Genomic DNA, 12,697 nt, shown 5'->3' with positions numbered 1-12,697 from the left:
CGCGTCAGTCCGGACGCTCGTGCAGTGCGGCGACCATCGCGGTGAGTGCCGCGACCGTCGCCTCGCCCTCCGCGGCGGTGAGCGGCGCGAGCATGCGCTTCTCGATGGCCCGTACCTCGCCCTGCGCGGCCGTGACGGCCGCGCGACCTGCGGCGGTGAGGCGGACCGGCTGGCGACGTCCGCTCACGGATTCCGCCGGCCGCTCCACCAGGCCGCGGTCATGCAGCGTCTTCACCACCTGGTTCATGGACTGCGCGGAGACGAAGGCGCCGCGGGCGAGCTCGGCGTTGGTGAGCTCGAGGGGCGACTCATCCGCGGGGCCGTGCAGCAGCTCCAGACAAGCGTACTGGGGAACGGTGAGGCCGTGCGGGCGCAGGTCCTCATCCATACGGGCGCGCATCAGGCCGAGGGCCTGCTTGAGCACGTACCCCACCCGTCGGGTCAGCGGCGGAGTGGTGTCGGCGGTGCTGGCGGGGTCCTCTCGCGGCACATCCATGTCAATATCTCGACATACCCCGCGGGTGCTGCCTGCATATCAAATTCCTGATATTTGACGCCCGTCATCACCAAGGAACACCCATGACGTCCCTCGGCCCCGATTCCCTTGCCCGCCAGGTCCACGACCCCTAGGCCGCCGCCACTTTCCTCGAGGAGCACCTCGACCTCCCCCGGATGGCGATGGACCGGCCCGGCGCGATCGTCTTCGACACCACGCCGATCCCCATGGCCGTGCGCCGACCTCTCCCCGGCCTCGATCCGGCCACCGCCACCCCGCGCCCCGGCGCCGGCGTCTCGATCTGGATCGCCGTGCCCGATGCGGATGCACTGCACGGACGCATGGTCGCGGCGGGCATCGAGATCGTTGTGGAACCCGCCGACCCCCCTTCGGTCGCCACTTCTCCTTCGTGGGGCCCGAGGGCTACGTGCTGACCCCGCACGATGCGGAACCCGCCCGGTGAGACCCCCGCATCGCTCACCATCGAGCACGAGGTACGCGGCCCATGGTCCCTCGCGACCTCGCGCAGCTTCGCAGGTGGCCCGCTTCCTCTCCCTCGACCTGCACGGCACCTCCTGGCCCGGCATCGGCGAGCGCCATCCGGTGATCGGCGAGGCCCAGGCGGCCTTCCCGGGGCTGCGATCCTGCGTGTCCTCGATCCCGCCGCGGCCCTGGCCCGGGTGCGCACGGTCCTGGGGATCGGCCCCTTCGCGGCGGAGCTGGTGGTGATCCGCGGCGCGAACGCGTCGGATCTCCTGCCGGTGCACGAGGGGCGCCTGAAGCAGGAGATCCGGCTGCGGTACGGGCCGGGCGATATGGCCCAGCGGGCGGAGGCGTGGCGTCCGCTGCGCTCCTGGGCCGCGGTCCACCTGCGAGCGCTGCGGGAGGAGCGGGCCAGCACGGGCACGGGGCGTCGCGCCGGCTGCGGGGCGACCTCCGCGGCGCGATCGGGGGCCCCGGCGGGTCGGGTGTCGATGCGGCCGAGCAGGTACCGGCCCAGGGCCCCGAGGGCCACCGAGCCGCCCGCGATCAGCACGATCAGGGCGAGGAGCTGGATGAGGGTGAGAAGGATGCAGGCGGTGTCGTCGGTGAACATGCTTCTCTGCTGCCCCCGCCCATCCGGAAGGACAAGCGAACGTTTCTTCCCCATTGTTCAGTCGCACTGTTCGGCCTAGGGCGGGGCCATGCTCGATCCGACGAAGCTCCGCGTGCTGCGTTCCGTGGTGGAGACCGGCAGCATCCGCCTGAGCGCCGAAGCCCTTGGGGTGCACGCCCTCCGCCGTCTGTCAGCACCTCAGCTCGCTGCGCTAGGAGACCGGGGTGACCCTGATGGAGAAGTCCGGCCGCGGCATCGAGGTCGCCCCCGCCGGGCGCGAGCCGGCCACCGCCGTCGGCACCGCCCTGGACGCCCTCGACGAGGTGGGTCGTCTCGCCGGGGAGCTGCGCGCCGGTCGCACCGGCTCTCTCGCCTTCGCCTACGCCAGCTCGGTGGCGGCCACCTGGGTGCCGCGCATCTCCCAGGAGGTGCGCAAGCGCTTCCCTGATCTCGCGCTCTCCCTGGTCCACCGCGACTGCTCCATCAACGAGCTCGACAAGCGCGGGGACATCGTGGTCACCGACGACCTGGCCGTCAGCGTCGGCGACGACTGAGAGGCGGTCGATCTGCTCGACAACCCGGCGGCGCGGGTCATGGTCCAGCGCCTGCACGCGATCGCGGCCGAAGAAGCCGAGAAGGTCGAGGGCATCACCGTGCTGTGACCCGCCGCCGCGAGACGCCCCCTGCGGCGGACCTCGCGACGGACCGCTCGCCCCGGCCGGATGCCACCGGGCTCGTCCCCGCCAGGTCCCGTCCCCTGTCGGAGCCCTTTGGCAGGATCGTCCCCAGACGCCGACACCCCAGCGCCGACACGGCTGCACAGGAGGATCCATGAGCACACCGACCGATCCCGCCGTCCCCGACATCGACACCCGCATCCGCGAGCTGCCCGTGCGGGCCACCCTCACCGAGGACGCCCTGCTGCTGGAGGTCGATCTCGCCGGCAGCGAGGAGCAGCTCTGGCAGGCCGTCACCGACCCCGAGGTGCTGGCCCGCTGGTCCCCCGTGGTGCCCGACCGTCCGCTCACCTCGGAGGGTCCGGCGCTGTCCCGCGAGCACCCGGAGGAGGACCCGGTCACCGCGGACGTGCTGGAGGTGGCCGGCACCCACGCGCTCACCCACCGCTGGGCGGACGCGACCGTGGGCTGGGTGATCGAGGAGGGCCGCCTGGTGATGCAGACCGTGCTGCCCGAGATCGAGCAGGCGCAGTACTACGCGGCCGGCTGGCAGGTGTGCCTGGCGGTGCTCGACGCCCAGCTCTCCGGCCTCGACCAGGAGCGGATCGTGGGCATGGACGCGATGGAGCACGGCTGGGAGGAGCTGCGCGCCCGGTACGCCGTCGAGTTCGGCCACGCCGACGGGCCCGCCCCCGGCTCCGAGGGCTGAACGGGAGGGAGCCGAGCGCAGGACAGCGCGAACGGCCCCCGGCCCTGGGCCAGGACCGGCCGGATCCCCTCAGTCGCCGGCGGCGGCCACGTTCGGGTAGTCGACGTAGGCGAAGGCCGAGCCGTCGGGCGCCCAGCAGGGCACGTTGATGGTGCCCTGGCCGCCGTGCAGGGTGACCAGGGTGCGCGGCGAGTCCCAGCGCTCGTCCTCGACCAGGCGCAGCTCCACCTCGAGGTCGGCGGGGTGCCCCTCGGTGCCGGGCGGGTAGCTGAGGTACAGCACCGCGTCGCCGGTGGGGGCGTCGTGGGCGAACCAGTTGACCCGCTCGTCGTGGGTGAGCTGCACCCGCCCGGTGCCGTCCTCCCGCATCCGGGCGATCTGCGCGTGCCCCGGCGTGGTGGAGAAGGCCTCGGTGTTGACCAGTAGGGCGGAGCCGTCGGCGGTCCAGGCGGGGCCGTCGGCCGGGCCGGGCTCGGTGGGCACCTCCCGCACGTCGCCGCCGTCGGGGGCGCAGGTGCGGATGCGGGCCGAGAGGGGCTTCCCGGCGCCGGGCACGAGGTGCACGTAGGCCAGGCGCTGCCCGTCGGGGCGGATGCCGTGGAGGTAGTGGCGCCCGCCGTCGTCGCCCGTGACCTGCACGGCCTCGCCGCCGGTGGCGGGCAGGCGCCAGAGGTGGCCGTCGGTGCCGGTCGCGAAGACCGTGACGCCGTCCGGGGCGAGCACGTGGTCGTTGTTCACGGGCGGCAGGCCCGGTGCATCGATCGGGGCGGGTTCCCCGCCGGTGACGGGCAGCCACCACAGCCGACCCTCGCCGTTGAGCAGCAGGCGGCCGTCCGGCGACCAGTTCGGCGCCTCGAACAGCCGCTCGGCGGTCTCGTGCACGGTGCGCACCCGGCCGCTGGCGCGGTCCCGGATCCGGATGCGGCACAGCTGGCCGGGGGCGAGGGACCGGCCGGGGCGGCGGGGCGTCGTCGTCATGCCGCGAGTCTGCCAAAGCGCCCGGCCGCGGTCACGAGGCGGCCGTGAACGGGGGTGCCCTCAGCTCTCCTCGAGGTGCAGCTCGACGGTGACCTCGTCGCCGGGTCCCAGCTGCTCGGCCCGCTGCACCGCGGCCTTCACGGGCACCAGGTAGCCGCCGTCGCGGGGGAACAGCGAGGTGGTGAAGGTGGTGCCGCCGATCAGCACAGTGGTCGGGATGACGCCCCAGCCGTAGGTCAGGCGCGGGACGAGGGCGGCGATAGCGTCGGCCTCCTCCGGCGGCACCGGCACGAAGACGAAGGGTGCCGGCCCGCGCCAGGAGATCGCCGTGGCGGCGAAGCGGAGATACGTGCCCCGAGGATGGGGTGGCGTCGCTCGCAGGGCCCGGGCCCCGTCGCTGTACCGCCCCGTCCGGGCGCGGCACAATGGAGGCATGACCTCTGCCCGCGACCCGCTGCGCCTGCTGCGCGGCGCGCTCGCGGCAACCCTCGCCACCACGGTGGCGCTCGGCGGTCACCTGATCGGCGGCGGCGAGGTGCCCACCGCGCTCGGTCTGCTGGTGCCCTGGTGGCTCTCCGTGGCGCTGTGCACGGTGCTGGCCGGCACCCGCTTCGGGCTGCCCCGCATGGGCGCCGCGGTGCTGGGCTCGCAGGCGCTGTTCCACGGTCTGTTCGTGCTCGGCACCGCCGGGGACGGGGCCGTGACCATGGTCGACCCGCCCGGCTCCCACCTGGGTCACGGTGGCCACCTCGCGACGGCCGGGTCCTCCGGCGGCCACGCCCTCACCCACGAGGCGGCCGCGACGGCGGTGCACGTCGGCCACGGCTCGGTGCAGATGGCCCTCTGGCACGTGATGGCCGCGCTGGTCACGACCGTGCTGCTGCATCGCGGGGAGACCCTGCTGCTGCGCGGCGCCGCCCTCACGGCCCGGCTCTGGCGCTTCCTCGCCCGTCGGGTCCCGACCGACCTCTCCCCTGCCCCGACGGCTCCGCCCCGCACGGCCCCGCCGGCGCTGCTGCCGGCCCTGCCGCACCTGCGGCGGGCCGTGCTCACCCCGTACGCCCTGCGGGGTCCTCCGGCCCGGGTGATCTGACCCCTGCCCGTGACCGCCCCGCGGCGGCACGAGACCGTGCCGTGCATCGGCACGCCCTGATCATCCCCGCTCACCGCACCGTAAACCACGCTCGTCCCTGCCCCGTCCCGGGCCCGAGCGCCCCTGACGACCCGTCGAGGCCTCCGCATCCCGTCGTGGCACCGCTGTCCGGCGCGGCGTCGCGCGTCGCCTCGCGGCCGCGCGGCGTCCGGAACCCGAGGCCCCGCGCCCCGTCGTCACGGGACGGGAACGCGCCCCGGTGAGCCCACCGAAAGGACCCCGCATGTCCCGCATCACCCGTTCCCATTCCGCCCGTCCCTCCTCGGCCTTCCCCTGGTCCCGCTCCGCCCGGCTGCCGCGCCGGGCCGCCCTGGTCGGGATGCTCGCGCTCCCCCTGGCCGCCTGCGCGGGCGGCTCCGACGAGGACACCACCGACACCACGGCCTCCGACGGCGGCGCCGCCACCGGGCAGGTCACCGTCACCGATCCCTGGGTGAAGGCCGCCGAGGAAGGCATGACCGCCGCCTTCGGCACCGTCGTCAACGGCACCGACACCGACCTCACCCTGAACGGCGTGCAGACCGAGGCCTCCCCGGAGGTGCAGCTGCACGAGACCTCGTCCGACGGCTCCGGCGGCATGAGCATGTCGGAGAAGGAGGGCGGCTTCCCGCTCCCCGCGGGCGGCGAGCTGGTGCTCGAGCCCGGCGGGAACCACCTCATGTTCATGTCCCTGGTCGAGCCGCTCGAGCCCGGCGCCGAGGTCGAGCTGACGCTCCTGTTCGAGGACGGCACCGAGGTGCCCGTCACCGCCACCGTGAAGGACTACGCGGGCGCCGAGGAGAACTACTCCTCCGAGGAGACGGAGGAGATGGAGGGCATGGGCTCCGACGTCGGCGGCATGGAGGTCATGGACCACGAGGGCATGGACGACGAGAGCACGGAGGAGGCCGAGGGCGAGTGACCCGCTCCCCCCGTTCCGAGCGATCGACCGACCCCGGGCGGCGCCGGCTGCTGCTGGCCGGCACCGCGGGCGTCGGCGCCCTGGGCGTGGGGGCGGCCTCGGTGGGGGTGGACCGGGCGCTCCGGTCCACCCCCGCCGCGGCGGCCGACCCGCTGATCGGCGGCGACACCGTCCCCTTCCACGGCGTCCACCAGGCCGGGGTCGAGACCCCGGCGCCCGCCGCCGCCACCTTCCTCGGCCTGGATCTGCGCGAGGGGGTGGACCGCGAGGGCGTGCTGCGGATGCTGCGCCTGCTCACCGACGACGCCGCGCGTCTCACCCAGGGCGAGCCGGCCCTCGCCGACACCGAGCCGGAGCTCGCCGCACGTCCGGCCCGGCTCACCCTCACCGTCGGCTTCGGACCCGGGCTGATGCGGCGGGCCGAGCGGGAGGCGCCGGCCTGGCTGGCCCCGCTGCCGGCCTTCGAGATCGACGACCTGGCCGAGGAGTTCACCGGCGGGGACCTGATGCTGCAGGTCGCGGCCGAGGACCCGCTCACCGTCGCCCACGCGGCGCGGATGCTGCTGAAGGACACCCGCGCCTTCACCACCGTGCGCTGGGTGCAGCACGGGGTCCGTCGCGCCCACGGCGTCACCCGGCCCGGCAGCACCCAGCGCAACCTGTTCGGCCAGGTGGACGGCAGCGCCAACCCCGAGCCGGGCAGCGAGCACTTCTCCCGGGTGGTCTGGATCGACGAGGGGCCCTTCGCAGGCGGCACCTCGATGGTGCTGCGCCGCATCCGGATGGACCTCGACGGCTGGGACGAGGTGGACCGGGTGGCCCGTGAGCAGGCCTCCGGTCGCACCCTGGACGTCGGGGCGCCGCTGACCGGCACCGCGGAGAGCGACCAGCCCGACTTCGAGGCCGTCTCGGAGAACGGGCTCTCGGTGATCCCCGAGTTCTCGCACATGCGGCGCGCACGCGGCGTGGACGAGGGCGAGCACCAGGAGATCTACCGCCGCCCCTACTCCTACGACGTGCCGCCGCCCGCGGGCGCGGACGCGATCTCCGAGTCGGGGCAGGTGTTCGTCTCCTTCCAGGCGGACCTGGAGGGGCAGTTCCTGCCGATCCAGCGGCGCCTGGCCGAGCTGGACCTGCTGAACCAATGGCTCACCCCGATCGGCTCGGCCGTCTTCGCGATCCCGCCGGGCTGCGCCGAGGGCGAGTACCTGGGGCAGTCCGTGCTGGATTGAGCTCCGACCGCCCCGAGGCCTGTCCATGAGGTGGACTCAGGGAGACAGTCGCCTGCACGAGACGCGCGAGTGTCCTCCTGAGTCCATCTCATGGACAGGCCGGCGGCGCAGCGGGCGGATGGCGAGAGCGGGCCCGGCGGGAGCACGGGCGACGGGCGGGCCCGGCAGCAGGCGGGTATGCGCGGGAGCGGCCGGGCCCGGCGGCCCGTGCCCCCGGGTGGCAACTGGTGGACCGCCCCAGACCCGGCCCGGCCGCGATCCCTATGCTGGTGGGGCCGACGCGCCCCCGGCAGGGATGCCCGGGCGGGCGCCGCCCAGCCACCCCCAGGAGGAGCCCGGATGCCCCGCTTCAACATCGCCCCCGAGGACGCCCAGGGACCCTTCGTGGTCGGCATCGACGTGGGCTCCGGCGGCACCCGCGCCGCGGTCTACGACGCGGGCGCCCGCGAGGTCGGCGGCGCGAAGCACAAGGTCCTGCACTCCTTCACCGTGGCCGACGACGGCACCAGCACCATCGACGCCGACCAGGTCGTGGCCGAGATCCGCACCGCCCTCGGGGTGGTGCTGGGCGAGCCGATCCCCGGCCCCATCGCGGCGATCGGCGTGGACACCTTCGCCTCCTCCCTGGTGGCCGTGGACGCCGCCGGGGACGCCCTGACCCCCTGCATCACCTACGCGGACACCCGCTGCCACGCCCAGGTGGCGGCGCTGCGGGAGCGGCTGGACGAGGACGCCCTGCACGAGCGCACCGGCTCCCGCCTCCACTCCTCGTACACCACGCCCCGCCTGGCCTGGCTGCGCGAGGAGCACCCGGAGATCGCGGGTCGCGCCGCCCGCTACATGGCACTGGGCGAGTACGCGGCGCACCGCCTGCTGGGCACCGCAGCGCTCGGCACCGCCTCGGCCGCCTGGGCGGGGATGATCGACCGCCGCACCGGCGAGTACGTGCCCGAGCTGCTGGAGGCCGCGGGCGTCGAGGCGGAGGCGCTCGGCGAGCCGCTGGACCCCGACCGCGCCCTGCCCGTGGCCGGTTCCCCCCTGGCCGCCGAGTTCCCGCAGCTCGCGGACGCCGTGTGGGTGCCCGTGATCGGCGACGGCCTGGCCGCGAACCTCGGCGTCGGCGCGCTGGGCGCGGGCACCTGGGGCATCTCCACCGCCACCTCGGGCGCGATCCGGCAGCTGCTGGACACGGAGATCACGCGCCTGCCGTCCGGCCTGTGGGCGTACCGGGTCGACGCCCGTCGCACCCTGGTCGGCTCGGCGATGAGCGACTGCGGGCGGGTGCTGGACTGGTCCCGCCACCAGCTCGCCATCCCCGAGGACATCGCGGCGACCGACACCACCGCCCTGTTCTCCGCCCCGCCCTCGGCGGGCACGCCGCTGGTGGTGCCCTTCCTCTCCGGCGAGCGCGGCACCAAGTGGCGCGGCGGCGCCCGGGCCCTGTTCGCGAACGTCGGCGCCTCCACCACCGCGGAGGAGATGTTCCGCGGGGCGATGGAGGGCGTGGCGCTGTCCTTCCTGCGCATCGCCGACCAGCTCCGCGAGGCCGGCGGGGAGCCGGAGCGGATCGTGCTCTCGGGCGGCATGACCGAGGCGATCCCCGCCTGGCTGCACCTGCTGGCCGATGCCCTCGGCGCGCCCATCGACCACGTCGCGATCTCCCGCTCCACCATGCGCGGCGCGGCCGTGCTGGCCCTCGAGCAGGCCGCCCCCGAGGCGGAGCCGGCCGAGGCGCCGGTGCAGCGCACCATCGAGCCGGTCGCGGCGCACACCGAGCACTACCGCGAGCGCCTGGTCCGCTTCGAGGCCCTCGCCGACCTCGCCTGAGCCCGCCCGGCTGCTCCCGCTCGTCGCCGTCGACCGTCCCCCGGGACGGGCGGCGGCGACGGGCATCCCGGCCCACTCCGCGCCCCGGACCACGCCCCGAACCACGTCCGAGACCCGGCCGTGACCAGGATCGAGACCAGGATCGAGACCAAAAGTTAGTCCAGTGGTCTTGATCTGCTCCCTGTGACGTGGCTCAATGGGGCCGTGACCAAGTACCACGCGATCCGCGACGGCTTGCTGGACCGGCTCGAGCACATGAGCGCCGGCGAGCAGCTGCCGCCCGAACGCGAGCTCGCCCAGGAGCTCGGCGTCTCCCGCATGACCCTGCGCCGCGCCCTCGACGACCTGGTGGCCCGCGGGGCCGTCCGCCGCCGCCACGGCGCCGGAGTCTTCGCCACCCATCCCAAGCTGGACCAGCCGCTGCTGGCCACCTCCTTCACCGAGGACATGCGCGCCCGCGGCCTCACCCCCGGCTCCCGCACCCTCACCTTCGAGGTCTCCCCCGCCGGCGCCCGCATCGCCCGCCAGCTCCACCTGACCGAGGACGCCGAGGTCATCACCATGACCCGCCTCCGCCTGGCCGACGGGGAGCCGCTGGCGCTGGAGGAGCTGACGGTGCCCCGCTCCCTGCTGCCGGACCTGGAGGCCACCGACCTCGAGGACCGCTCCTTCTATGCGCTGCTCGCCGAGCGCCACGGCATCCGCATCGCCCACGCGGTCCAGACCATCGAGCCGACCGTGCTGGACGTGCAGGAGGCACGGGACCTCGGTGTCCCCGTCCACTCCCCCGCCCTGCAGTTCGAGCGCACGTCCACCGATGCCGGGGGCCGGTACGTCGAGTTCGTGCGCTCCGTCTACCGCGGCGACCGGTACACGATCCGCGCCGAGCTGGACATCCCCGCCCCCCGATCCGAGGAGACCCCGTGATCATCGTCGGCCTCATGACCGGCACCTCCGCCGACGCCCTGGACGTGGCCCTGGTCGAGCTCGACCCCGCCGGCGAGGACCTGGCCCTGCGCCTGCCGGCCTCCCGCGAGGTGCCCTTCGAGCCCGCCCTGCGCGCCGACATCCTGCGCCTGCTCACCCCCGAGGACGTGCCGCTGTCCCTGGTCAGCAGCGTCGACGCCCGCCTCGGCCACGCCGCCGCGGAGGCTGTCGAGCAGGTCCTCGCCGAGACCGGCGCGGCGGCGGACCTGATCGTCTTCCATGGCCAGACGGTGCGGCACGACGTCGAGGACGGCCGCGTCACGGCGACGCTGCAGCTCGGCCAGCCCGCCTGGATCGCCGAGCGCACCGGGGTGCCCGTGCTGAGCGACGTCCGCTCCCGGGACGTGGTCGCCGGCGGCCAGGGCGCTCCCCTGGTCTCGATGCTGGACCACCTGCTGCTCGGGGAGCCCGAGGCCCCCACGGCGCTGCTGAACCTGGGCGGGATCGCGAACATCACCGTGCTCGCGGCGGGCCGCGCGCCGCTGGCCTTCGACACCGGCCCCGCGAACGCCCTGATCGACCTGATGGCCCACCGCCTCACCGAGGGCCGGGAGGGCTGCGACCGGGACGGCCGCCTCGCCGCCGCCGGGGACGTCGACGCGGGGCTGCTCGCGGACCTGCTGGCCGACCCCTACTACGCGCGGCCCGCCCCGAAGTCCACCGGCAAGGAGCAGCTGCACGCCTCCTACCTGGACGGGTATCTCCGGCGCCATCCGCATCTGAGCGGCCACGAGGTGATCGCGACCCTCACCGCGCTGACCGCCCGCACCATCGCCGATGCCTGCCGTGCCCACGGCGTGACCGCGGTGATCGCGGCCGGCGGCGGCACCCGCAACCCCACCCTGATGGGGATGCTGGCCCGCGAGCTCGGCCCCGGGGTGCCCCTGCGCACCACCGACGAGGCGCTCGGCCTGCCCGAGGGCGCCAAGGAGGCCTGCCTGATGGCGCTGCTGGGCTGGCTGTCCTGGCACGGCCTGCCCGGCTCCCTGCCGTCCGTCACCGGCGCCGCCCGCAGCACGATCGCCGGACGCCTCAGCCCCGGCGCCGCGCCGCTGCGTCTGCCCGATCCCCTGCCCCGGCCCCCGCGCCGCCTGCTCCTGCACGACACCCCGCCCCCCACCGAGGAGTCCTGACATGCACACCATCGACCTGCTGGTCATCGTGGCCTACCTGGCCGCGACCGCCTGGCTGGGCCTGCGCCTCAGCGGTCGCCAGAAGGGCCTGACCGACTACTTCCTGGGCGGGCGCGACCTGCCCTGGTGGGCGGTCAGCCTCTCCGTGGTCGCCACCGAGACCAGCGCCCTGACCGTCATCGGCATCCCCGTCATGAGCTACGTCGGGGACGTCTCCTACCTGCAGCTGGGCCTCGGCTACATCCTCGGCCGCATCGTCGTGGCGCTGGTGATGCTGCCGCGCTACTACGACGGGGAGATGGTCACCGCCTACGCCTACCTGGGCAAGCGCTTCGGCCGCAGCACCCAGACCACCGCGGGCGTGACCTTCCTGTTCACCCGGCTGCTGGCCGACGGCATCCGGGTGCTGGCCGCCGCGATCCCGGTGAAGATCATCCTCGACGGGATGGGGCTGCACGCCTCCTACTTCGTGATCATCGTGGTGCTCGCCGTCGTCACCATCCTGTACACCTTCATCGGCGGCATCACCGCCGTGGTCTGGGTGGACGTGGCGCAGATGTGCCTCTACGTCGCCGGCGGCCTGCTGACCATCATCGTGGTGGCCTCCACCGACGGCTTCGGCTGGCTGACCGACGCCGCCGAGGCCGGCAAGACCCGCATGTTCGTGCTGGAGGGCAACCCGATCAGCGCCTCGAACGGGCTGATCCCCTCCCTGATCGGCGGCGCCGTCTTCGCGATGGCCTCCCACGGTTCCGATCAGCTCGTCGTGCAGCGCCTGCTGACCTGCCGCACCCGCCTGGAGGCGCAGAAGGCCCTGATCTGGTCCGGCGTGCTGGTCTTCGTGCAGTTCGCGATCTTCCTGCTGGTCGGCCTCGCCCTGTGGGGCTACTACGACCAGGCCACCCCGGCGGACCTCGCCCTCACCCGCGACGACGAGATCTTCCCCCGCTTCATCCTCGAGGGCCTGCCCGCGGGCATCTCCGGGCTGCTGCTGGCGGGCATCCTCGCCGCCGCCATGTCCACCCTGTCCTCCTCGCTGTCGGCGCTGTCCTCCTCGACCGTCACCGACGTCATCGGCCGTCTGCGCCGCACCCCGCTGTCCGACGAGCAGGGCCTGCGCTACGGCCGCTGGGCGACCATCGGCTGGGGTCTGGCCTTCATCGCCCCGGCGATGTTCTTCCGCTCCGACGAGGGCAACATCGTGGTGCTCGCCCTGGGCGTCGCCGGCATCACCTACGGCGGTCTGCTCGGCGCCTTCCTCTTCGGGATCATCAACACGCGGGCCGGCGCCCGCGACGCCAACGTGGCCTTCGTGCTCGCCGTCGCCGTGAACGCCTTCTTCTTCGTGATGGAGAAGTACGTGACCGGCGAGGTGTGGGTGGCCTGGCAGTGGTACCCGCTGATGGGCGTGCTGGTCACGCTCGCCGTGGGCGGCCTGCTGTCCCTCACCCACCCGCCGCGGCCCTCCGCCGAGGTGCCCGTGACCGCCGAGGGGAGCGTGCGCTGAC

13 protein-coding genes are annotated in these 12,697 nt (G+C 74.2%); 10 read left to right on the top strand and 3 right to left on the bottom strand.

The window, feature by feature from the left end; genetic code table 11:
• Window positions 1-4 precede the first annotated feature (4 nt).
• Complete coding sequence (locus OM98_RS03855; RefSeq protein ID WP_010533262.1) at window positions 5-496, bottom strand: MarR family winged helix-turn-helix transcriptional regulator; 492 nt, start codon at window positions 494-496, stop codon at window positions 5-7.
• Window positions 497-672: 176 nt separating this feature from the next.
• Here OM98_RS03855 and OM98_RS14450 point away from each other — a divergent pair, with 176 nt between their 5' ends.
• The 3 genes from OM98_RS14450 to OM98_RS03835 all read left to right on the top strand — a co-directional run bounded on the left by OM98_RS14450 (window position 673) and on the right by OM98_RS03835 (window position 2,978).
• The gene (locus OM98_RS14450; protein WP_010533261.1) at window positions 673-930 is read left to right on the top strand and encodes a VOC family protein; all 258 of its coding nucleotides are present in this window, start codon (window positions 673-675) and stop codon (window positions 928-930) included.
• 886 nt (window positions 931-1,816) lie between these two features.
• Complete coding sequence (locus OM98_RS14705; protein WP_010533259.1) at window positions 1,817-2,146, top strand: LysR family transcriptional regulator; 330 nt, start codon at window positions 1,817-1,819, stop codon at window positions 2,144-2,146.
• Between the two features lie 277 nt (window positions 2,147-2,423).
• A complete protein-coding gene (locus OM98_RS03835) occupies window positions 2,424-2,978 on the top strand; it encodes an SRPBCC family protein (RefSeq protein ID WP_010533258.1) in 555 nt (184 codons plus the stop codon).
• Window positions 2,979-3,047: 69 nt separating this feature from the next.
• Here OM98_RS03835 and OM98_RS03830 read toward each other — a convergent pair whose 3' ends face one another.
• Entirely contained in the window at window positions 3,048-3,956 is a 909-nt protein-coding gene (locus OM98_RS03830) for a TolB family protein (RefSeq protein WP_010533257.1), read from the bottom strand.
• A 60-nt stretch (window positions 3,957-4,016) separates the two neighbouring features.
• A complete protein-coding gene (locus tag OM98_RS03825) occupies window positions 4,017-4,337 on the bottom strand; it encodes a DUF1905 domain-containing protein (RefSeq protein ID WP_050812636.1) in 321 nt (106 codons plus the stop codon).
• Window positions 4,338-4,389: 52 nt separating this feature from the next.
• Here OM98_RS03825 and OM98_RS03820 point away from each other — a divergent pair, with 52 nt between their 5' ends.
• The 7 genes from OM98_RS03820 (at window position 4,390) to OM98_RS03790 (ending at window position 12,696) form a co-directional block, all read left to right on the top strand.
• Window positions 4,390-5,049: a hypothetical protein gene (locus tag OM98_RS03820; protein WP_010533255.1), complete on the top strand. Its 660-nt coding sequence runs from the start codon at window positions 4,390-4,392 to the stop codon at window positions 5,047-5,049.
• A 283-nt stretch (window positions 5,050-5,332) separates the two neighbouring features.
• Complete coding sequence (locus OM98_RS03815) at window positions 5,333-6,010, top strand: copper chaperone PCu(A)C (protein ID WP_010533254.1); 678 nt, start codon at window positions 5,333-5,335, stop codon at window positions 6,008-6,010.
• A complete protein-coding gene (locus tag OM98_RS03810) occupies window positions 6,007-7,242 on the top strand; it encodes a Dyp-type peroxidase (protein WP_010533253.1) in 1,236 nt (411 codons plus the stop codon). Before OM98_RS03815 ends, OM98_RS03810 begins: the two co-directional genes overlap by 4 nt.
• Before the next feature lie 339 nt (window positions 7,243-7,581).
• The gene (locus OM98_RS03805; RefSeq protein ID WP_010533252.1) at window positions 7,582-9,069 is read left to right on the top strand and encodes a gluconokinase; all 1,488 of its coding nucleotides are present in this window, start codon (window positions 7,582-7,584) and stop codon (window positions 9,067-9,069) included.
• Window positions 9,070-9,273: 204 nt separating this feature from the next.
• Entirely contained in the window at window positions 9,274-9,996 is a 723-nt protein-coding gene (locus OM98_RS03800) for a GntR family transcriptional regulator (protein ID WP_010533251.1), read from the top strand.
• Window positions 9,993-11,189: an anhydro-N-acetylmuramic acid kinase gene (locus OM98_RS03795; RefSeq protein WP_010533250.1), complete on the top strand. Its 1,197-nt coding sequence runs from the start codon at window positions 9,993-9,995 to the stop codon at window positions 11,187-11,189. Before OM98_RS03800 ends, OM98_RS03795 begins: the two co-directional genes overlap by 4 nt.
• 1 nt (window position 11,190) lies before the next feature.
• Window positions 11,191-12,696, top strand: a complete 1,506-nt coding sequence (locus OM98_RS03790; RefSeq protein WP_010533249.1) for a sodium:solute symporter — start codon at window positions 11,191-11,193, stop codon at window positions 12,694-12,696.
• Window position 12,697: the final 1 nt, after the last annotated feature.

Source organism: Brachybacterium squillarum M-6-3, assembly GCF_000225825.1.
Lineage (GTDB): Bacteria > Actinomycetota > Actinomycetes > Actinomycetales > Dermabacteraceae > Brachybacterium > Brachybacterium squillarum.
This window is presented reverse-complemented; position numbering and strand designations above follow the sequence as displayed.